This is a genomic window from Actinomycetospora endophytica, from assembly GCF_021026375.1.
GTDB lineage: Bacteria > Actinomycetota > Actinomycetes > Mycobacteriales > Pseudonocardiaceae > Actinomycetospora > Actinomycetospora endophytica.
On the sequence record NZ_JAJNDB010000002.1, the window covers coordinates 226,337 to 246,596 of the forward strand.

Annotated in this window: 22 protein-coding genes; 13 read left to right on the forward strand and 9 right to left on the reverse strand. The window is 75.0% G+C overall.

Annotated features, from left to right (window positions below):
- Window positions 1-105: 105 nt before the first annotated feature.
- The 4 genes from LQ327_RS11985 to LQ327_RS12000 all read left to right on the forward strand — a co-directional run bounded on the left by LQ327_RS11985 (window position 106) and on the right by LQ327_RS12000 (window position 2,202).
- On the forward strand, window positions 106-450 hold the full coding sequence (locus tag LQ327_RS11985) for a DUF4180 domain-containing protein (RefSeq protein WP_230733671.1): 345 nt from the start codon (window positions 106-108) through the stop codon (window positions 448-450).
- A 65-nt stretch (window positions 451-515) separates the two neighbouring features.
- Complete coding sequence (locus LQ327_RS11990; protein ID WP_230733674.1) at window positions 516-1,235, forward strand: alpha/beta fold hydrolase; 720 nt, start codon at window positions 516-518, stop codon at window positions 1,233-1,235.
- Window positions 1,236-1,322: 87 nt separating this feature from the next.
- Window positions 1,323-1,601: a hypothetical protein gene (locus LQ327_RS11995; RefSeq protein ID WP_230733675.1), complete on the forward strand. Its 279-nt coding sequence runs from the start codon at window positions 1,323-1,325 to the stop codon at window positions 1,599-1,601.
- A 49-nt stretch (window positions 1,602-1,650) separates the two neighbouring features.
- Entirely contained in the window at window positions 1,651-2,202 is a 552-nt protein-coding gene (locus tag LQ327_RS12000; protein ID WP_230733677.1) for a DUF4334 domain-containing protein, read from the forward strand.
- A gap of 4 nt (window positions 2,203-2,206) precedes the next feature.
- Here LQ327_RS12000 and LQ327_RS12005 read toward each other — a convergent pair whose 3' ends face one another.
- Together LQ327_RS12005 and LQ327_RS12010 are read right to left on the reverse strand one after the other, a co-directional pair.
- Window positions 2,207-3,337, reverse strand: a complete 1,131-nt coding sequence (locus LQ327_RS12005; RefSeq protein ID WP_230733679.1) for a glycosyltransferase family 4 protein — start codon at window positions 3,335-3,337, stop codon at window positions 2,207-2,209.
- Between the two features lie 169 nt (window positions 3,338-3,506).
- The gene (locus tag LQ327_RS12010; protein WP_230733681.1) at window positions 3,507-4,388 is read right to left on the reverse strand and encodes an AurF N-oxygenase family protein; all 882 of its coding nucleotides are present in this window, start codon (window positions 4,386-4,388) and stop codon (window positions 3,507-3,509) included.
- A 75-nt stretch (window positions 4,389-4,463) separates the two neighbouring features.
- Here LQ327_RS12010 and LQ327_RS12015 point away from each other — a divergent pair, with 75 nt between their 5' ends.
- The 3 genes from LQ327_RS12015 (at window position 4,464) to LQ327_RS12025 (ending at window position 6,388) form a co-directional block, all read left to right on the forward strand.
- Window positions 4,464-5,120, forward strand: a complete 657-nt coding sequence (locus tag LQ327_RS12015; RefSeq protein WP_230733683.1) for a TetR/AcrR family transcriptional regulator — start codon at window positions 4,464-4,466, stop codon at window positions 5,118-5,120.
- Between the two features lie 64 nt (window positions 5,121-5,184).
- Window positions 5,185-5,634 (forward strand): VOC family protein, encoded by a 450-nt coding sequence (locus LQ327_RS12020; RefSeq protein ID WP_230733685.1) that lies wholly within the window; start codon window positions 5,185-5,187, stop codon window positions 5,632-5,634.
- Window positions 5,635-5,683: 49 nt separating this feature from the next.
- Window positions 5,684-6,388 carry a DUF3159 domain-containing protein gene (locus LQ327_RS12025; RefSeq protein WP_230733687.1) on the forward strand — a complete coding sequence of 235 codons (705 nt, stop codon included), beginning with the start codon at window positions 5,684-5,686 and terminating at the stop codon, window positions 6,386-6,388.
- 93 nt (window positions 6,389-6,481) lie between these two features.
- Here the strand turns inward: LQ327_RS12025 and LQ327_RS12030 are convergent, their stop codons facing one another.
- On the reverse strand, window positions 6,482-7,243 hold the full coding sequence (locus LQ327_RS12030; RefSeq protein WP_230733689.1) for an SGNH/GDSL hydrolase family protein: 762 nt from the start codon (window positions 7,241-7,243) through the stop codon (window positions 6,482-6,484).
- Window positions 7,244-7,471: 228 nt separating this feature from the next.
- Here LQ327_RS12030 and LQ327_RS12035 point away from each other — a divergent pair, with 228 nt between their 5' ends.
- The gene (locus tag LQ327_RS12035; protein WP_230733690.1) at window positions 7,472-8,842 is read left to right on the forward strand and encodes a hypothetical protein; all 1,371 of its coding nucleotides are present in this window, start codon (window positions 7,472-7,474) and stop codon (window positions 8,840-8,842) included.
- 51 nt (window positions 8,843-8,893) lie between these two features.
- Here LQ327_RS12035 and thiE read toward each other — a convergent pair whose 3' ends face one another.
- Complete coding sequence (gene thiE, locus LQ327_RS12040; protein ID WP_230733692.1) at window positions 8,894-9,571, reverse strand: thiamine phosphate synthase; 678 nt, start codon at window positions 9,569-9,571, stop codon at window positions 8,894-8,896.
- A 148-nt stretch (window positions 9,572-9,719) separates the two neighbouring features.
- On the opposite strand from thiE, the gene thiO reads away from it, so the two are divergent.
- Genes thiO through LQ327_RS12055 form a run of 3 tightly spaced genes read left to right on the forward strand, consistent with a single transcriptional unit; the run spans window position 9,720 to window position 11,844 of the window.
- Window positions 9,720-10,868, forward strand: coding sequence for a glycine oxidase ThiO (thiO, locus tag LQ327_RS12045; RefSeq protein ID WP_230733694.1), 1,149 nt, complete (start codon window positions 9,720-9,722; stop codon window positions 10,866-10,868).
- The gene (gene thiS, locus LQ327_RS12050) at window positions 10,865-11,065 is read left to right on the forward strand and encodes a sulfur carrier protein ThiS (RefSeq protein ID WP_230733696.1); all 201 of its coding nucleotides are present in this window, start codon (window positions 10,865-10,867) and stop codon (window positions 11,063-11,065) included. Before thiO ends, thiS begins: the two co-directional genes overlap by 4 nt.
- A gap of 5 nt (window positions 11,066-11,070) precedes the next feature.
- A complete protein-coding gene (locus LQ327_RS12055; protein WP_308286296.1) occupies window positions 11,071-11,844 on the forward strand; it encodes a thiazole synthase in 774 nt (257 codons plus the stop codon).
- Between the two features lie 73 nt (window positions 11,845-11,917).
- Here the strand turns inward: LQ327_RS12055 and LQ327_RS12060 are convergent, their stop codons facing one another.
- From LQ327_RS12060 to LQ327_RS12075, 4 genes are all read right to left on the reverse strand, one after another.
- The gene (locus LQ327_RS12060; protein WP_230733698.1) at window positions 11,918-12,673 is read right to left on the reverse strand and encodes an alpha/beta fold hydrolase; all 756 of its coding nucleotides are present in this window, start codon (window positions 12,671-12,673) and stop codon (window positions 11,918-11,920) included.
- A 2-nt stretch (window positions 12,674-12,675) separates the two neighbouring features.
- Window positions 12,676-13,122: an SRPBCC family protein gene (locus LQ327_RS12065; protein ID WP_230733700.1), complete on the reverse strand. Its 447-nt coding sequence runs from the start codon at window positions 13,120-13,122 to the stop codon at window positions 12,676-12,678.
- A gap of 7 nt (window positions 13,123-13,129) precedes the next feature.
- Entirely contained in the window at window positions 13,130-14,389 is a 1,260-nt protein-coding gene (locus LQ327_RS12070) for a cytochrome P450 (protein ID WP_372460673.1), read from the reverse strand.
- A gap of 168 nt (window positions 14,390-14,557) precedes the next feature.
- Window positions 14,558-15,250, reverse strand: coding sequence for a hypothetical protein (locus LQ327_RS12075; protein WP_230733709.1), 693 nt, complete (start codon window positions 15,248-15,250; stop codon window positions 14,558-14,560).
- An 87-nt stretch (window positions 15,251-15,337) separates the two neighbouring features.
- Between LQ327_RS12075 and LQ327_RS12080 the strand changes: the two genes are divergently transcribed.
- Both LQ327_RS12080 and LQ327_RS12085 read left to right on the forward strand, forming a co-directional pair.
- Window positions 15,338-16,312 (forward strand): D-2-hydroxyacid dehydrogenase family protein, encoded by a 975-nt coding sequence (locus LQ327_RS12080; RefSeq protein WP_230733711.1) that lies wholly within the window; start codon window positions 15,338-15,340, stop codon window positions 16,310-16,312.
- A gap of 81 nt (window positions 16,313-16,393) precedes the next feature.
- The gene (locus LQ327_RS12085; protein WP_230733714.1) at window positions 16,394-17,071 is read left to right on the forward strand and encodes a hemerythrin domain-containing protein; all 678 of its coding nucleotides are present in this window, start codon (window positions 16,394-16,396) and stop codon (window positions 17,069-17,071) included.
- Window positions 17,072-17,103: 32 nt separating this feature from the next.
- Here the strand turns inward: LQ327_RS12085 and LQ327_RS12090 are convergent, their stop codons facing one another.
- A complete protein-coding gene (locus LQ327_RS12090) occupies window positions 17,104-20,256 on the reverse strand; it encodes an ATP-binding protein (protein WP_230733716.1) in 3,153 nt (1,050 codons plus the stop codon).
- Window positions 20,257-20,260: the final 4 nt, after the last annotated feature.

Below are 20,260 nucleotides of genomic sequence, written 5' to 3' on the forward strand. Positions count from 1 at the left end.
TCACCAGGATGATGAGGATCTGGCCTCCAGGCCATCGGATCCTCGTCATCCCGGCGATCATGAACGCTCCGAAACCCGGTTGGCCCGCTGACTACCGTCACCACCGTGGTCCGCGTCCTGGAGCTGCCGAATGACGGCCCGATCATCGGCGACGAGGCGAGCGCCCTCGACGTCATCGGCGACGCGTTCGGGGCCGACGCCCAGGTCGTCAGCATCCCCGTGACCCGCCTCTCCGGGGAGTTCTTCCAGCTCCGGAGCGGCGTTGCGGGCGCCGTCGTGCAGAAGTTCGTGAACTACCGGCTCCGGCTCGTCGTCGTGGGCGACCCGACGATCCACGGGCCGAGCAGTGGGCCCGTCGAGGACTGGATGCGCGAGGCCAACCGCGGACGGGAGCTCTGGTTCGTCGCCGACGGCGCCGAGCTCGAAGCCCGGCTGGACGCCGAGGCCTGAGTGACGCCGCTGACCCGGACGGCGTAGGCGGGAGCGCCCCGGGGAAGCCCGCCGCCATGCCGCTCATGGACAACGGTGACGTCCGCATCCACTTCGAGGAGATGGGCGAGGGATTCCCGGTCCTGACGTTCGCGCCCGGGGGGATGCGCTCCACCATCGAGGCGTGGTCGTACGCCCCCTGGGACGTGCCGGGCGCCGTGGCCGCGGACCACCGCGTGATCCTCATGGACCAGCGCAACTCCGGTGACTCGTTCGCCCCCGTGCACGCCTCGGACGGCTGGGACTCCTACACCGACGACCACCTGGCGCTGCTCGACCACCTCGGGATCGAGCGCTGCCACCTGCTCGGCATGTGCATCGGCGGGTCGTTCATCGCGAACCTGCTCGCGCGGGCTCCGGAGCGCGTCGCCGCCGCGGTCTGCCTGCAGCCCATCGGGAACGACGACAACCGGGAGGCCTTCCGCGGCCGCGTCGACGAGTTCGCCGCCGACGAGGCCGCCAACCACCCGGAGGCGTCCGAGGCCGACTGGCGGGGCCTGCGCGAGAACCTCTTCGGCTCCGACGACACCCTGTGGAGCGTCTCCGCCACGGCGGTCGCGGGATTCGCCGCGCCGATCCTGGTGTTCGCCGGCGGGGACGAGCCCCACCCGGCGTCGGCGTCCTCGATGCTGGCCGACGTCGCGCCGCACGCGACCCTGGTCGAGCGCTGGAAGGCGCCGGAGTACAACGAGGCCGCCAAGGACAGCATCAGGAGCTTCCTCTCGGTGCACACGCCGCTGGGCTGATTGCGCCCACCGCTCGGCGGACGGCCCCTCACCAGGCGGAGTGAACCCCGGGTGCATCTACTGACGGTGTCCATAAAGTCGCTCGACGTGAGTGTCATGTCCGACGCGACCCGCATCCGGATGGTCGCCCGCAGCGCCATCGTCGAGCTCGACGTCCTCGTCGACGACGGGCTCTGGGGCCCCGGCGTCGACGCGCTCATCGACCACGCGGAAGCGCTGGCGATCGCGCCGTTCGCGCGCGGCGTGCGCGATCCGTTCCGGCACCTGTGCGAGCTGCGCGACGTCCTCGCGACGGTCGCGGGCCGGACGGCGCAGTCGCTGGTCGACACGCTCGACGAGCTGATCGCCCGATCGGTCGCCGCGTAGGTCACACGACCCTGGGATCACGCCCGCGGCGCGCGGCACACTGGCCGCCATGACGACCGTGGACCCGTCCTTCGACGTCCTGCTGTCCCGCGCGAACCGCGGCGACGTCCGTACCGACGAGGCCCTGGCGCTGTTCGACACGCTGCCCGCGGTCCGCCCCGAGGAGATGTTCGGGGAGTGGCGCGGCGAGGAGTTCCCGACCGGCCACCCGATGGACGGGCTGCTCGGCGCCACCGGCTGGGCGGGGAAGCGGTTCGAGGACGCGGACCGCGTGCACCCGCTGTTGTTCTGGAACGCCGAGCGGACCGGCACCTTCCCGGTCGACCCGATCCGGGTGCCGATGGGGCTGCCGGTCCCGACGGGGCTGCGCCGTCCCTGGCTGCACCGCGTGATCACCGCCGGGCGCCCGCTGCTCGCGACGTCGCGCTACACCGCCCGGCTGCGCGCCACCGAGTACCGCGGGGTCTCCACCGCGACGATGATCTACGACGCGCGGCCGATCAACGACGTGTTCCGCCGGGTCTCCGAGACGCGGCTGCTCGGCCTCATGGACCACCGCGGCGACGCCGCGCCGTACTTCTTCGTGCTCTACCGGCCGTAGAGCCTCACGCGTCCGCCCAGATCGACGCCAGCCGCGCCGCCCAGTGCGGCGCCGCGTAGGCCTCGGCGTCCGCGCGGGCGCGCTCCCCGAGCGCGGCCCGGCCCGCATCGTCGGTGAGCAGTGACTCGAGCGAGAGCGCGAGGGCCGCGGGGTCGCCGACGGGGACCATCGTGCCGTTGACGCCGTCGTGCACCAGCTCGGGCAGCGCGCCCACCGGCGTGACCAGCGGGGCCGCCCCGAACGCCATCGCTTCGAGCACCGCCATCGGCAGGCCCTCGGCCGCGCTCGGGAGGACGAACAGCTGGGCGCGCCGCAGCAGGTCGTCGCGCTCGGCGCGGTCGAGCCACTCCGCCACCTCGACGACGTCGTCGACCCCGGCGGCCGCGACCGCGGCACGGACCCCGTCGACCTCGCCGTCGCCGGCTGCCACCAGCCGGAGCCGCCGGCGCTGCTCGGGCGCGAGCCGGGCGCACGCGTTGACCAGGTCGTAGATCCCCTTCCGGGCGCCGAACCGGCCGAGGAACAGTGCGAGCACCGACCCGTCGTCGACCGGAGGCAGCGTGAGCGGCCACTCCACCGGGTTGGGCAGGGCGACGACGTGGTCGGGCGGGACACCGAGCCGGGCGCTGTACGGCGCGCGGAGGGTCTCGGAGAGGACGACCAGCCGGTGGGGCCGCAGCAGCCCCCGCACCGCGGCCCGGGCCGGCCGGGACAGCCCGTCGAACCAGTCGAGGAACTCCGAGCCGTGCAGGTGCAGGACGACGGGCACGCCGCACGTGCGGGCGACGAGGCCGAGCAGACCCTTGCGGAGCACCGACGCCCGCTGCGAGACGTGCATGTGTGCCACGGACGGGCGGTCGACGACGATGCGCCGCGCGGCGCGGAGGGTCCCGGCGGCCATCGTCCGCGCCCGGATGCCCGCGGAACCGTCGCGATGGGTGGTGACGACCTCGAGGTCGGCGAGCGCGGACGCGTGCTGCTCGAGCACGTACTGGACGCTGCCGATGCCGCCGCGGGCGTCCGCGCGGGGGCCGACGACGAGCACCGTCGGGCGCGGCTCGGCGGGGACGGAGGTCGTCGAGTGCGCCGGATGGGCGACCGCTCTCGTGGGGTCCGGCACCTGGACGTCCGTCACCGCTGGCTCTCCTCTGCTCTCTTCGAGTGGTCCGTCCCCCTCACGGCGGTATGTACCCGACCGTCTCGGTGTGTCGGTGCAGTGACGACGATGTGCGGTTTCGATGTCGGACGACGACCGGTGCGGGGCCGACGTCCGGCGGTAGGTGATCTCCTGCGGGCGGCGGCGTTCAGCCGAGGGCGCGGGACCAGACGCGCCGCGAGGTGCCGCCGACCATGCCGACCTCGTCGAGGAAGGCCATGACCTTCTCGAGCATGAAGCGCTTGGTCGCGCGGTGGTGCGGGTTCGCCAGGGCGGCGGCGCGGCCGACGCGCCCGGAGATCCCGACGCTGCGGTAGAGGCGTGCCTGCCAGAGCGAGTTGACGACCTCGGTGCCCACCAGCGCGGTCAGCCACCGCTCCTTCTCGAGCTGCGCCGTCGACAGCGTCGGGACCAGCCGCGCGAGCTCCTCGCGCGCGAACCGGACGTGACGCGCCTCCTCGACGACGTGGACCCGCGCCACCGAGCGCATCAGGGGCAGCACCCGCTCGTCGTGCATGGACTCCCGCTGCAGCCGGTCGGTCGCCTCCTCCGCGACCAGCACCGACGCGAACATGCTGGCCCCGGCCCCGAGGTGGCCGTAGATCCCGCCGAGGCGGTGCAGCCGGCCGTGCGGGCGGTAGTCCGGGCAGCCGAGCGCGTCGACGGCCCGCGCGAACATCACCGAGTGTCGCGTCTCGTCGCCGACCTCGGTGAGCGCGTACTGCGCGTGCGGACGGCGCAGGTCGAGGTCGTAGGCGTGGCGCACGAGCATCTGCATGAGCAGGACCTCGAACCACAGCCCGACCGAGAGCAGGCTCGCCGCCTCGTGGCGCGCCAGGGTGCGGCGGGCGTCGTCGTCGAGGTCGTCCCACAGCGACGTGCCGAACAGCGAGACGCGCTCGGGCGGGACGGCCCAGCCGTCCGGATCGACGGGGGCGGCCCAGTCCACCTCGAGCGCCGGGTCCAGCGTGTGGCGCGCGCTCGCGGTGAGCAGGCGGGCCGCGGAGTGGTCGCGGTCGAGGGCTGTCATGCGACGCAATGTACCCCGTACATCGTGTAGCGCATAGTTGGCGGTTCCCCCGGCGCGGTGCACCCTGGCAGGACCATGGACGGCAGGACGCGACGCTGGGCGGGCCATCGCGAGGCCCGTCGTCTCGAGCTGGTCGACGCCGCGGTGGTCGCGATCGAGGAGCACGGACCCGAGGTCACCACCGAGCAGATCGCGACCCAGGCCGGCGTCTCCCGCCCCGGGCTCTACCGGCACTTCGACGGCAAGGACGACCTGCAGGCGGCCATCGCCGCCCGCAGCGTCGAGCGGCTGGTCACCGAGCTGGAGCCGGTGTGGCGCCCGTCCGGGAAGCCGCGCGAGATGCTCGAGCGCGCGATCTCCGCGCACCTGCGGTGGCTCTCCGAGCACGCGAACGTCTACCACTACCTCAAGCGCAACTCGCTGCCCTCGAGCGAGGAGTCGGAGTCCGCGAGCACCAACGTCCGCGGCGTGGTGTCCGCGCACGTGGCGCAGATGCTCGTCGACGGCTCGCTCGGCGCGGAGATCCCGCCGGAGCGGGCGCACCCGCTCGCGTACGGCGTCGTCGGGATGGTCGACGCCGCCGCGGCGCACTGGCTCGACGAGCCCCACGGGGCCGACGTCGGGGCGCTCGGCGCGCAGCTCACCGAGGCGTGCTGGGCGGTGATCCGGGTGTCCGTCGGGTCACGGGTCGTCGAGGCGCTGGACCAGGTGGGCGCCGAGAGCGTGTCGTGACCCCTGCCGGTCGGTCTCCATGGGGGCATCGCCCATGATGGGTCCGACCCGCGAGGAGGCTCCGATGGTGATGCAGCGCGCGTACTCGACCATCCTGTCCGACCGCCTGCCGGAGACCCGCGACTTCTACGTCGGTCTGCTGGGCTTCGAGGTCACCTTCGACAGCGACTACTACGTGGCGCTCGCGACCACGCCGGAGGTCGACGGCGAGCCGGTCTGCGAGCTCGGCATCTGGGCGGTCGGTCACGAGATGGTGCCGCCGCCGTACCGCGCGGACCCGGCGGGCATCGTCCTCACCTTCGTCGTCGACGACGTCGACGCGCTGCACGTCCAGGCCCGCCGGCAGGGCATCCCCGTCGTGGCGCCGCCGCGCGACCAGTTCTACGGCCGGCGCCGCATGCTGGTGACCGACCCGAACGGCCTGCTCGTGGACGTCTCGACGCCGTCCACGCCCTCGCCGGAGTTCCGGGCCGAGATGATGCGCCTGGGGTTCGCGCCGGCGACGAGTCCGTAGCCCCTGACGCGGTCCTCGGGTCAGGTTGCCCTCACCTAGGGTGGATCCCGTGCGGTTGCGGCGTCGGGACGACCCCCTCCTCGAGATCCTCGCGGGCACCGGCCGCCAGATGGCCGACGCCGTGCTGCCGACCGTGGCGTTCGTCGTCGTGTGGCTCGTGGGTCAGGCGCTGTCGTGGCCGGAGCCGATCCTGGTCGGCGGGCTCGGGGCGGTCGTCGTCGCGCTGGTGATCGCGGTGCTCCGCTGGCGCGGCGGGGAGCGGCCCGGAGCGGCGTCGGTCGGTCTCCTGATCGCGGTCGTCGCCACCCTGATCGCGCTCTACACCGGCCGCGCCGAGGACTTCTTCCTGCCCCGGATCCTCGCCAACGCCGGGAGCTTCGCGGCCTGGGTGGTCTCGATCGCGATCCGCTGGCCGCTGCTCGGGCTCGTCGTGAGCGCCGCCCTGGGCCGGCCGCGGGCGTGGCGCAACGACCCTGACCTGGTGCGCGGCTACTGCCGGGCGAGCTGGCTGTGGGCCGCGCAGTACCTGGTGCGGATCGTGGTGATGCTGCCGTTGTGGTTCTCCGACCAGGTCGTGGCGCTGGGGGTCGCGCAGCTGGTGCTGACGTGGCCGCTGGTGATCATCTGCGCGCTGGGGTCGTGGCCGCTGGTGCGCTCGGCGCTGCCGGCCGGGCACCCGGGACCGCGCCACCCGGTCGACGGCGGGTTCGTGCCGGACGAGCAGACCTCCGACTCGGTCCAGGGGCCGGCCTGAGGATGTGGAGCTGCTGACGTCCAGTGTCAGCGCTGCCGCATCGCGGACACTGGACGTCTGCGGTGCCGCATCGCTGACACTCCGACCGGGGGATCAGCGCACCGGCACGGGCTCCGGGCGCTTCGGGGGCCGGCCGTCGCCCGTGCTCCGCCCCTGCACCCGCCGGCCCACCCACGGCAGCAGGTGCTCCCGCGCCCAGCGCAGGTCCTCCTCGCGGCGGCGGACCCACGGCGTGGGGTCGAGCGGGGGCCACGGGTCGCGCCAGTCGTCGTCGGTCGGCACGCCGAGCACCTCCAGGACCCGGGCCGCGACGCGACGGTGGCCCTCGGCGTTGAGGTGCAGCCGGTCGTCCGCGCGCGCCCGCGGGTCGGTGAGCGTGTCCATCGCCCAGAGATCCACCAGCAGCGCGCCCCGGCGTTCCGCGATGTCGCGGATGTGCTGGTTCATCGTCGCGAGCCGGCGGCCCACGAGGTCGACGACGGGAGTGGCCCGCGTGTTGAACCCGGTGAAGACGAGCACGGCGGTCCCGCCCTCGGTGAGCCGGACGACCGCCTGCTCGAAGCGGTGGGCCAGATCCGCGGGCCGGGCGGAGGGGCGCAGCAGGTCGTTGCCCGCGGCGCAGAGGCTCACGAGATCCGGCGCCATCGCCCGCGCCCGTTCGACCTGACCGGCGACGATCTGGTCGAGCAGCTGGCCCCGCACGGCGAGGTTGGCGTAGCGCAGGTCGGGTGACCGGACCGCGAGCGCCTCCGCCACCCGATCGGCCCAGCCGCGCTCGGCGCCGGTCCGCGGGTCGACGTCCCCGACACCCTCGGTGAAGCTGTCGCCCACGGCGACGAACGTGCTCCAGGACATGGCCCAGATCATCCTCGCGTGCGACGTACCCGGCGCGATGACCCGTCCGGAGCAACGGACTCATCCGGGGCGCCTCGACCGCGTCCCCGGAGGGGGTGAACGTTCTCACGGGAGGAGAACACTGGCAGTCTGTCCGACGTCCTGGATGGTGGATTCTCGAAAGCGGGCGCTGCCTGCTGCCCGACATCCGGCCCGCACGACCCCGATGTGACACGAGCCCTGGGAGCCATGGCACAGACCGCGATGAGGACGACCGGTGGTGGCGCCACGCCGCCGCCCGACGACTCGACGACGAGTTCGTCCTCCGGCCTGACGATCCCGCAGATCGTCGCCAGTGCTCTGGCGGCGGCGACGGCGGCGATCCTCGGGTCGTTCATGGGCGTCGTCGGCACCATCGGTGGTGCCGCCGTCGCCTCGATCATCTCGACGGTCGGCGGTGCCCTCTACCAGCGCTCACTGGAGAAGACCCGGGACGCGGTGAAGGACCGTCTCGTGGTCAACGCGGCGGCGGGGACCAAGGTTGCGAACGCCGTCGCCAAGGTCACCGGCGACTCGGGTGCCCCGACGCGGGTCGCGGGCGGCGTCGGACGCCAGGCCGGGCCGGGCGCGCCCCCCGGGGGCCGGCCGCCCGGCCCCGTCGGACCGCCCAACCGCCCGGGCGCGGCGCCGTTGCCCACCCACCGTCTTCCCGACGGCGGGCTCGCCCCCGGACGCCGTCAGATCGGGACGCCGCAGCAGGCCGCGAACCCGCAGCAGGCCGGCAAGCCGCAGCCCGGCAGCCCACAGCCGGGCGCGACCCCGTCGCCGGGTGCGAATCCGCCGCCCGGCGCGAGCCCCCAGCCCGGCGGACCGCAGCAGCTCCGTGCCGGCGGGCGCACGGTCACCACGCGGCTCGACGCGTCGGGCCGCCCGGTGCCGCCGACCGCGGACCCGACACGGCGCATCCCCGACGCCCGCACGCCCGACGGCGGCCCGCCCCGCGGCCCCGACGGTCGGCCGTTGCCGCCCGGGACGCCGCCGCGCGGCACCGGGCCCGCCGACGCCACGCGCCGCGTCCCCATGCCGCCGGGCATGGTCACGCCGCCCCCGGGCGTGCCGCTGCCGCCCGCGGGCGACGCGGTCACGGCCTACCTCGGCGCCGGCCCCGACGACGACCCGACGCAGCTCGCCGGCGCCGTCGAGACCCACCCGCGCAGGAAGATCTCGCTGAAGACGTGGCTGACCCTCGGCGGCGTCGCGGCCAGCATCTTCGTCATCGCGCTGCTCGCGAGCTTCGCGGTCGAGTCGGCGGCGGGGCACCCGCTCTCGGGGGGGAGCTCGGGCACCTCGGTCGGCTCGATCTTCGGGCAGTCGACCGGGACCGCGACGACGAGCGCGACCCCGACGACCGAGAACTCCGACAGCTCCCAACCCACGACGACGACCTCGTCGACCCAGGAGAGCGGCTCGAACCAGGACAACGGAAACCAGACCGGGTCGAACTCCTCGCAGACGTCCTCGCCGCGGTCCTCCAGCAGCCAGCAGCAGAGCAACAACGGCGGGATCGTCGGCTCGCTGCTGCCGCGCTTCCAGGGCCAGACGAACAGCTCGACGCCCTAGGTGCGCTCCGCGCTTGTGAGCACAAATTGACGTCATAGCGTCAATTTGTGCTCACGAGCGCGGCAGCGCACCTACGAGCGACCGCGCCGCCGCCTCCGGATCCTCGGCCTCCGTGACGGCCCGCACGACGACCGCCCGGGTCGCCCCGGCGGCCACCACCTCCGGGAGCCGGTCGTGGTCGATCCCCCCGATCGCGAACCAGGGCCGCTCCGGCGCCGCTGCCGCGGTGGCCCGCACCAGGTCGAGGCCCGGGGCCGGACGCCCCGGCTTCGTCGGCGTCGGCCAGCAGGGGCCGGTGCAGAAGTAGTCGACACCCGGTTCGACGGCGCCGGCGAGCGCCTGGTCCACGTCGTGGGTGGAGCGTCCGAGCAGCACGTCGTCGCCGAGGATCCGCCGCGCGTACTCCACCGGGAGGTCGTCCTGGCCGAGGTGCAGCACGTCGGCGCCCGCCGCGAGTGCGACGTCGGCGCGGTCGTTGACGGCGAGCAGCGCGCCATGGCGACGGCAGGCGTCCGCGAGCACCTCGAGCGCCGCCAGCTCGTCGCGCGCCTCCATGCCCTTCTCGCGCAGTTGCAGCAGGTCCACGCCGCCGCGCAGCGCCGCGTCGGCGAACTCGGCGAGGTCCCCGCGCCCGGAGCGGGCATCCGTGCACACGTAGAGCCGGGCCCGGGCCAACCGCTCCCGACGGCGGGTGCCGAGGTCGTCCTGGGTGGGCGTCGAAACGGTCATCGCGGCCGACGCTAGCGCGTAAGGTGGCGGGCGAGCACCACCACGGGAGCCCGGAGCGGCCGGGCTGAGAGGGGACGGCGCACGTGTGCGCCAGGGTCCCGACCGTCGAACCTGATCCGGATCATGCCGGCGCAGGGAGGGAACCACCATGACCGACCGAGTCGTCGTCCTCGGCGCCGGAGCCGTCGGTACGACGGCGGCCTGGGTCGCCGGGCGTGACCGCCTCGCCGACGAGGTCGTGCTCGTCGACCCCGAGCCCGCCTCCGGGGCGTCGTGGGTGGCGGGCGGCATGCTCGCCCCGATCACCGAGGCCTGGCCCGGCGAGCGTGAGGTGCTCGAGCTGGGCGCCGCCTCACTGGCGCGCTGGCCCGCGTTCGCCGACGCCGTCGAACACGCGTCCGGCCGCTCCGTGGGCCTGCGCCGGGAGGGCACGCTCTCGGTCGTCGTCGACGCCGCCGACCGCGAGGATCTCGACCGCATCGTCGAGCACCTGCGCGCCTGGGGACGTGACGCCGAGCGCCTGACCGGCCGCGAGACCCGTCGTGCCGAACCCACCCTCGGACCCGCCGTCCGGGCGGGGCTTGCCGTGCCGGACGACCTCGCCGTCGACAACCGGCTCCTGCTCGCCGCGCTGCGGGCGGCGGCCGAGCGGGTGGGCGTCGTCGTGCGGACCGAACCGGCCGTGCGGGTGGCCGAGTCCGGTGGTGCGGTGTCCGGGGTCGAGCTGGCCTCGGGGGAGGTGCTCGCGGCCGGCCGGGTGGTCGTCGCGGCGGGCGCCTGGTCGGCGTCGTTGCACCCGGCTCTGGACGGGCTGGTCCGTCCGGTGAAGGGCGAGATCCTGCGGGTGCGGGCCCGGGCCGGCTCGCTACCGCCCCCGACGCGGACCGTGCGGGCCGCCGTGGCCGGGCGCGCGGTGTACGCGGTGCCGCGCGACGGCGGGCGGCTGGTGCTGGGCGCGACGCAGTACGAGGTCGGGTTCGACGGCGACGTCACCGTCGGCGGGGTGCGCGACCTGCTCGCCGACACCGAGCGCGTGATGCCGGGGATCGCGGACTACGCGCTCGAGGAGTCCTCGGCGTCGTTCCGGCCGGGCACCGCCGACAACCTGCCCGTGCTCGGGGCCGTCCCGGGCGCGCCGGAGGGGCTGGTCGCGTGCTTCGGCCACGGCCGCAACGGCATCCTGCTCACCGCCCTGACCGCCGACGTGGTCGGCGCCCTGCTGGCCGGTCGTCCGGTGCCGGACGAGTCGCTCGCGGCGTCGGCCTCACGGCTCACCGCTCTGGAGGTGTCCTCATGAACGTGCTGGTCAACGGCGTCGTCACGCCGGTCTCCTCCGACGCGACCCTCGCCGACGTGCTCGCCGCGCACGGCGTCCCCGAGCGCGGAGTTGCGGTCGCGGTGTCCGGCGAGGTGGTGCCGCGGACGGCGTGGGCGTCGACACCGGTGCGCGAGGGCGCCGTCGTCGAGGTGCTCACCGCGGTGCAGGGAGGCTGAGTTCTGTGGGCGATCCACTGGTGATCGGCGGCCGGGAGATCGGCTCGCGCCTGATCATGGGAACCGGGGGCGCGGCGAACATGTCCGTGCTCGAGCGGGCGCTCGTGGCGTCGGGGACGGCCCTGACGACGGTGGCGATGCGCCGGCTCGACGCCGGCGGCGGGCCCGGCGTGCTCGCGCTGCTGGAGCGGCTCGGGATCGAGGCGCTGCCCAACACCGCGGGCTGCCGCACGGCCGCCGAGGCCGTGCTCACGGCGCGGATGGCCCGCGAGGCGCTGGGGACCGACCTGGTCAAGCTCGAGGTCATCGCGGACGACCGCACGCTGCTGCCCGACCCGATCGAGCTCCTCGACGCCGCCGAGCAGCTCGTCGACGACGGGTTCACCGTGCTGCCCTATACCAACGACGACCCGGTGCTGGCCTCGAAGCTCGTCGACGCCGGGTGCGCCGCGGTGATGCCGCTCGGGTCGCCGATCGGGACGGGGCTCGGCATCCGGAACCCGCACAACATCGCGATGATCGTCGCGGCCACGGCGGAGTCGGGACGGCCGGTCCCGGTGGTGCTCGACGCCGGGATCGGGACCGCGTCGGAGGCGGCGCTCGCGATGGAGCTCGGGTGCGACGCGGTCCTGCTCGCGACGGCCGTGACGCGGGCGTCCGACCCGGAGGCGATGGCGACGGCGATGCGGCTGGCCGTGGAGTCGGGACGGCTCGCGCGCGGGGCGGGCCGGATCCCGCGGCGGTACTGGGCGCAGGCGTCGTCACCGGCGGTGGAGTAGATCGCGAGCGTTGTCAGCGATGCGGCGTCGCTGACGTTGAGTGTCAGCGACGCCGCATCGCTGACAGCTCGGCTCAGCGCGCCAGGAAGTCCTCCAGGATCGGCAGCACGACGTCGGCGCGGTGCAGCAGGCCGTTGTGCGTCGCGTTCGGGATGACGGCGAGCCGCGCGTCCGGGATGAGCTCCAGTTCCAGGGCGGCGTGCTCGACGGCCACGAAGTCGTGGTCGGCGATCATGATCAGCGTCCGCGCCCTGACCCGCGCCAGCTCCTCGTCCGACCAGCCGGTGAACCCCTGGATCGTCGGCTGCAGCTTCGCCATGAAGGCATCGAGGCCGGCGTCACCGGGCGGGGCCAGCCGCTCGTGCTCGCGCTGCATGGCGGCGAAGTCCTCGGCGGTCGGCATCCGGGTGGAGGTCGCCCAGCGCGACGGATCGAAGATCTCGGGGTGGTAGCCGTCCGGGCGCACGTGGCCGGAGCCGAAGACGAACCGCTCGAACCGGTCGGGGTACCGGATCGCCGCGTCCATGGCCGCGAGCCCGCCGAGGCTGAACCCCAGGACGTCGACCCGCTCGAGCCCCAGGTGGTCGAGGAGCCCGACGAGGTCGTCGGCGAGGTTCGGCAACGTCGGCGTCCGGTCGACGTCGGCCGTCCGGCCGTGACCCTGCTGCTCGACCGCCACCACTCGTCGTCGGGAACTCAGCGCGGGCAGGACGTCGTCGTAGTTCAGGTCGATCGTCAGGTGCCCGCCCGGCACCAGCAGCAGCGGGACCCCTCCGGACCCGTGCTCCTCGTAGTAGAGCGACAGCCCGTTCACCGGCGCGTACGGCATCGTCAGGACCTTTCCCGACCCTCGACGTGGGCCTTGAGCCGCGGCAGCGTCGCCTCGATCCCGCGGGCATTGGTCGCCGGGTAGCGGAGCAGTTCGAGGAGCTTCGGGACGCGGGCGGTCGACCAGTCGAAGGTCTCGGTGACCCTCGTCGAATCCTCGTCGACCGGCTCCAGCTCGTAGCGCCAGCGGTGGTGGCCGACGTGGCGCCAGGCGATGCGGCGGTCCTCGTCGAACTCCACGACCTCGTTGTTGATCGTGTACGGCACCCCGAGGCGCATCGACATGCCGAAGCGGGCGCCGCGCGAGAGCCGGTCGGGGCCCGCGATCGCGGAGCGGACCGTGCCGGAGCCGTCGAACCGGCCGTGCTCGCGCGGGTCGGCGAGAACGGCGAACACGGCGGACGGCGGGGCGTCGACGACGATGTCGCGGCTGACCCGGCGATCACTCACGGCGCGATCAGCCCAGCGTGACGGGCAGCGCGTCGACCCCGTACACGACCGACGTCGTCCGCAGTGGCAGCGTCCGCTCGTCGGCCGCGAACGCGAGCTTCGGGAACCGCTGCAGCAGGGCCGGGTACGCCGTGCGCAGCTCCATGCGGGCCAGCTCGGCGCCGATGCAGCGGTGGATGCCGTGCCCGAACGCGAGATGGGGCGACGGCGGCCGTCGCGGGTCGAACACCTCGGGGTCGGGGGTGAGGCGCGGGTCGCGGTCGGCGCCGGAGAGCGAGACCAGCAGCGCGTCGCCTTCGGCGATCGCGACGCCGCCGACCACCATGTCCTGGGTCGCGAACCGGGGGAACGCGATCTGCACGACGGTCAGGTAGCGCAGCAGCTCCTCGACGAAGCCGGGCACCGACTCGGGCTCGTCGCGCACCATGGCCGCCACCGACTCGTCGCGCAGCAGGAGCACCGCGCCCAGCGCCAGCATCGACGCCGAGGTCTCCAGCCCGCCGGTGAGCAGACCGTCGGCGAGCTCGGCGAGCTCGTCGGTGTCCAGCTCCTCGCCGTGCTCCCGGATCAGCATCCCGAGCAGGCCGTCGCCGGGCTCGGCGCGCTGGCGCTCCACGACCCCGCGCAGGTAGTCCAGCGACTCGGAGATCTTGTCGAACGCCGAGGACGCGGCGCCGCCGAGCAGGTCGAACCGCGCCGTCGAGAGCGCCTGGAACTCGTCGCGCTCGTCGTAGGGGATGCCGAGCAGCTCGCAGATCGTCAGCGACGGGATGGGGGTGGCGAAGTCGCGGACGAGGTCGATCTCCTCGCCCGCCGCGTGCAGCTCGGCCATCGCGTCGAGACGTCCCTCGACGATCTCGGCGATCCGCGGGCCCAGCCGCGAGAGCCGCCGGCCGGTGAACTCCGGGGTCAGCAGCCGGCGGAGCCGGGTGTGCTCGGGCGGGTCGGTGAACCCGAGACCGCCGGGGTTCTGGCCGGACTTGATGCCCGCCGACCCGACGAGGTGCCCGAAGTCGGTGGACAGCCCGCTGGAGCGGCCGAGGATCTCCCGCGCCTCCGCGTGGCCGGTGACCAGCCACGCCTTGACCCCGAACGGCAGCGGGAAGTCGCGCACCGGGTGGTCCTCGCGGGCCTCGCGCAGCGCGGGGACCGGGTCGAGGCCGTCGCGGCGCAGCGGCATCAGCGCGTAGTCCGGGATGAGGCTGAGCGGGTCGAGACCTCGCCGGCTGCGCCAGGCCAGGTACTGCCGGGCGACGAACCCCGTCACCCGGGTGCGTGCGCCGTCGAGGCGACGCGCGATCGAGGCGCGCGCCGTGCTCGTCCTGCCGGAGCCCACGGAGACCACGTCACCACCCTCCCGTATCGCCCGAGCTGCCCTACCGGACGGGTGCAGGGTAGGACGTACGGGGTGGTCCCGGAGGTGACGGCCCCCGTGTCACGCGTCTCCCGGAGGGTCCGATCGAGTGATTGACCGGGCGCTGCTGGTGACGGAGGTCGCGCCTCGCAGGCCCATCCGCCGCAGCTCCAGATCGGCCAGCCGGAGCAGCATGCGGGGCTCACCCCGGCGCCAGGCCCCGGCGGGGTCGCCGTCCGGGCCCGCCGCGCGGCGCACCCGTCCCGGATCCCCGCGGACGAGTGCCCGGAGCGCGAGCAGGTCCACGTCGAGGTCCCGCGCGGCCAGCGCCTGTCGCACCTTGAGCACCCAGCGCAGCCGCAGCGCGAACCACGTCGTGACCACCGGCACGGCGGCCACGGCGACGACGAGCCACGCGACCCCCGTCGCGATGGCCGCGACCGCCTCCACCTGGGCCCGCCCGGCGTCGGCCAGGGCGCCGCCGGCGTCGGTGCCGGGGGTGAACGCCCCCGAGAGCCGGTCGCCGACCAGCGGCACCCCGTCCGCGGCGCGCGCGGCCCCGGCGAACACCCCCCGCACCTGGTCGCCGGCGCTGGTCAGGCCCCGCCCGGGAGCCTGGAGCGCGAGCACGGTGTCGTGCAGGGCGATCGCGGCCGTGACCACGAGGACGACCCAGACCGCGACGGCGAGATCGGTGATCATCTGCAGCAGGCGGCGGCGTGGGCGCTCGGCGTAGAGGAGCAGCCGGGGGCCGGGCAGGGCGAGAGAGGACACGCCCGAGTGTGTGCCCGAGCACCCACCCGGGCACACCGCTGCGCAGGTGTCGTAGCGGCGCCGTCCAACCGGAGGAGGTCGTCCGAGGTGCCCGAGGTCCGGAACGTCGCGATCCTGGACGACTACCAGCGGGTGGCCCGGACCAGCGCTGACTGGGGTCGCCTGGCGGCCGGGGTCACGACGTTCCACCACCACCTCGGCGGTCCGCACGACGTCGTGGCCGCGCTCGAGCCGTTCGACGTGCTCGTCGTCATGCGCGAGCGCACCGCGTTACCCGCCGAGGTCCTCGAGCGGCTGCCGAACCTGCGCCTGCTGGTGACGACGGGCCCGGCGAACGCGGCCATCGACGTCGCGGCGGCGCACCGCCTCGGCGTCACCGTCTGCGGGACCGGCGGCGTGCTCGACAACGCCGCGACCGTGGAGATGACGTGGGCGCTCGTCCTCGCGACGCTGCGCCACGTCCCCGAGGAGGACCGGCGGCTGCGCGACGGCGGCTGGCAGGAGACCGTCGGCGGCGACCTCAAGGGGCACCGGCTCGGCGTCGTCGGGCTGGGCGGGATCGGCAGGCCGGTCGCGGCCGTCGGGCAGGCGTTCGGGATGGACGTCGCGGCGTGGAGCCGGCACCTCGACCCCGACGACGCGCGGGCGGTGGGCGTCACGCCGGTCTCGAAGGACGAGCTGTTCACGACGGCGGACGTGGTGACGATCCACATGAAGCTCTCGCGGGGCAGCCGCGGGCTCGTGGGGCGCGAGGACCTGGAGCGGATGGGCCCGCACGCGATCCTCGTGAACACCTCGCGCGGGCCGATCGTGGACGAGGACGCGCTCCTGGCGGTGCTGCACGCCGGGTCGATCGGCGGCGCGGGCCTCGACGTCTACGGCGCGGAGCCGCTGCCGGTCGACTCGCCGTGGCGCTCGGCCCCGCGGACGGTGCTCACGCCGCACCTGGGCTACGTGACCGGACGGACGCTCTCGACGATGTACGCGGACGCCGTCGAGGACATCGAGGCGTTCGTGGCCGGGTCGCCGGTGCGGGAGCTCGCGGTTCCGCCGGCGCCCTAGTCGGTCGGCGCCAAGTCCGCGCCAAGTGGACCGGCACATCCTCGTCGTCGTCACCCTCCAGCGACCGACGAGGACACCGCCATGACCGCCACCACCGCCTCCGCCCCGACCCGCGACGCCGACCTGCTCGGCATCCGCATCGCCCACCGGATCATGCGGCGCGACGCGCGCCGGCTCGCCGAGCTGGCCACCGCCTGGGCCGACGGCTCCGACCCGCTGACCGGACGACGACGGCGGGTGTTCGGCCGCTGGATCGAGGGCCTGTGCCGGGACATCCACCACCACCACGCGACCGAGGACGACCACCTCTGGCCGATCCTGGAGCGGCGGGCGGGCGCCGAGATCGACCTCGCGCCACTCTCCGACGACCACGCCGCCCTCGACCCGGTGCTCGACGACGTCCGAGGTGCCTTCGTGGTGGCGGCCGCGGACGGGCGGGTCGACCCGCTGGCCGAGCGACTGACGTTCCTCGCGGACCTGCTCGACGAGCACATCAGCGAGGAGGAGCGCGACATGTTCCCGGTCATCCTGGGCTACGTGCCGCTGGCGGAGTGGTCGACGGTGGAGAAGGCCGCGCAGCGCGGCGGGCCGGGCATCCGGTACGCGCTGCCGCGGATCGTCGACGTCGCCACGCCGCAGGAGCTCGCGCGGATGACCGCGGACGCGCCGGCCGTGCTCGTGCTGCTCATGAAGGCCCTGCTGCCGCGGTACCGGCACGAGAAGCGCCTCCTGGGTGCCTCAGGGCCTGGCCGCCCGTGAGCACGTTCTGGGGCTATGACCCCGGAGAGTGCTCACGAGCGCGCAGCGCACCTCACGCGGCCCAACGTCGCGGTCCCGCTCATCGCCCCGGCGAGGTGGCCCTCCCAGGGGGCGAGGTCACGACGGCAGGTGGCCAGCACCTCGTCGTCGCCCAGCGCCTCCGCGGTCTCGGCGCGCAGCGCGGTCCACATCAGCCACCACCAGTCCGGGCTGATGGTGAGGTCGGGCCGCCAGACGCGCCGGGCCTCGTCGGGACGGCCGGCGGCGACGAGCGCGGCGGTGTAGGGCTCCGCGATGAGCGCGCCGCGGACCCGGTACTCCGCGGCGATCGGCTCGACGAGCTCGGCCAGCCGACCCTGCGCGTGCCGTACGCCGATCATCCCGACCATCGCCAGCGCCGACGCGTTCGCGAGGCCTCGCTCGGCGAGCGACGCCGCGACGGCCGTGTAGATCCGTTCGGCCTCGTCGTAGCGCTGCGCCACGAGTGCCTCGAGCGCTCGGAAGATCGTGGTCCAGCCGAGCGTGGAGGCGAGCTGGGCGTCCGGGGCCTCGGCGAGCGCCCGAGCCGCGTGCTCGCCCGCCGCACCGAAGTCCTCGCGGTAGCAGGCGTGCAGGAACCGGGCGTGGTGCCCGACCGACCGGTGCCCCCACGACCGCGCCGCCTCGGCCGCGTCGAGCAGTTCGACCCCGAGCGCATCGAGGTCGTCCCACCGGTCCGGGCGCAGCAGCGTCCAGAACCGCGCGTTGAGGACGAGGCAGCGCAGGTCCGGGTCGTCCCCGGCCTCGGCGAGGGCCGCGACGGCGGCCTCGGCGTCGGCCACCGCCCGCGCCGGCTCGCGGGGGTGCCAGGCGAACGCTCGGACCGCGAGCAGCCGCACCCGGTCGGCCGCGGCGATCGGCTCGGCGAGCAGCCGCTCGATCGTGTCCACGAGCGGGCGGTCGACGTCGGCGTTCTCGGCGAGGGCGAAGGTCACCGGCCCGTCGACGCAGGTGGCGGCGTCGACGAGGACCGCTCGGCCGTCGTCGGAGAGGGGGCCGTTCCCGACGACGGCGGCGGCCTCGGCCAGCGCCGTGGTCCGGTGTGTGACGGCGGGCAGCCCGGCGCCGGCGTGGGAGTGCGCGGTGGCGAGGGCGCAGCGGATCGCGAGTCGACGGCGGGGATCGGTCCGGGGGACGAGATCGAGAGCCCCGGTCAGCAGGTCGGCGGCGGTGCGCGGCGCCCCCTCTGCCCGGGCGTCTCGGGCGGCGCGCTCCACGTGCTCCAGCACCCGGTCCACCCCGGCCACCGGGCCGGCGGCGAGCGCGTGGCGGGCGAGGGCCGCGTGGTCGGCGGGACGGAGGCGTTCGAGCACGGTCAGCGCCTCGGCGTGCACGCGGGCACGGCGCAGGCGGGGGAGCTCGTCGTAGAGGGTCTCGCGGACGAGGTCGTGGGCGAAGCGGACCGCGTCGGGACCGGACTCGGTGAGCAGCCCGGTCACGACGCCGGCCTCGCACGCGCCGAGCACCCGGTCCTCGTCGCCGTCCTCGAGCGCGACGAGCACGGACACGTCGACGTCCCGTCCCAGCACGGCGGCCCGGCGCAGCACCGACACGGCCGCGGCCGGCAGCTGGGCGGCGCGGCGGGAGAGCACGTCGCGGATCCCCGCCGGGACGGTGCGCCGGGCCGCGTCGAGCCCGACCGTCAGCGCGAACCGGGCGACCTCGCGGACGAACAGCGGGTTGCCGCCGGTCCGTGCGGCGATCCGCTCCGCGGCCTCGTCGTCGACCTCGAGGCCCTCCCCGGCGACGAGGGCTCTGACGGCGGCCGCGTCCAGACCGTCGAGTTCCAGCCGCTCGGCGGTGACCGTCGTCAGGGCCGCGACGGTGGTGACCAGGTCGTCGCCGACCTCGTCGGGCCGGAACGTCGCGAGCACCAGCACCCCGCCGACCTGCGCGGACGCGACCACCCGCAGCAGGCGCCAGGTCTCCTCGTCGCCGCGGTGGAGGTCGTCGAGCACGACGAGGAGCGGCCGGGTGGCGGCCTCCAGCGCCGCCACGAGGGCGCGGCCGGCGTGGAAGGCGCGGTGGGGGTCGTCGGCGCCCGTCGTGGTGACCCCGCCGAGGGCCTCGGCGATCTCGCTCCACGCCCAGCCCGGCGGGGCGCCGTCGACCTCGGGGCAGCGGCCGCGCACCGCCTGCCAGCCGCGGCCGGACAGCGCGCTCCGCAGCGCGTCGGCCAGCGTCGACTTCCCCGCGCCGGCCTCCCCGGTGACGAGGACCAGCCGGCCGGGGCCGTGCGGGTCGGCGACGGCGAGCAGCCGGTCGAGTTCGGCGTCGCGGCCGACGACGGGGTGCTCCGGCGTCGTGATCAACGGCGGGATCCGGACGTCCAGGGTCTGGAAGGGGTCTTTCCTGACGTGGGGCGGGAGGGCCAGATCCGGGTCATGGGTGAGGATGCGGCGCTCGAGGGCGGCCAGGCCCGGCGAGGGGTCGAGGCCGAGTTCGTCGGCGAGCCGGTGGCGCAGCGCGGCGATCGCGGCGAGCGCCTCGGCCTGGCGTCCGGTCCGGTAGCGGGCGAGCGCGAGCAGGCGGACGGGTTCCTCGCGCCACGGCTCGTCGCGGATCGCCGGGGCGAGGAGGTCGACGACGGCGGCCGCCCGGACCGGCGCGGGAGCGGCGTGCGCCGGGTCCTCCGCCAGCTCGGCAGCGGCTCGGGACTCGACGAGGGTGCGGCGCAGCTCGGTCAGCCGTTCGACCTCGGGGCGGGCCCACCCGGCGTCGGCGACGTCGGCCAGCGGCGCGCCGGTGAACAGGTCGAGGGCCTCGCGCAGGGTCGCCGACGCGGCCGCGGGCGACTCGGTGCGGGCGCGGTCGAGCAGAGCGGCCGCCCGGACCGTGTCGAGCCCGTCGCCGACGCGCAGCGCGTAGCCGCCGGCCGCGCTGACCAGCACCGTCGCCGGGGTCCGTGGTGCACGGTCGGGTTCGAGGACGCGGCGCAGGTGGCTGACGTGGGCCTGGAGTCCGGCGAGCGCGCGGGGTGGCGGTTCGCCGGACCAGAGGTCGTCGACGAGGCGGTCGGTGGGCACGACCTCACCCGCGGCCACCGCGAGCCGGGCCAGCAGCGCGCGGCGCTGGACGCTGCCGAGGTCGAGCGGCCGGCCGTCGAGGACGGCGCGGATCTCGCCCAGCACCCGGACCGACAGCACGTCC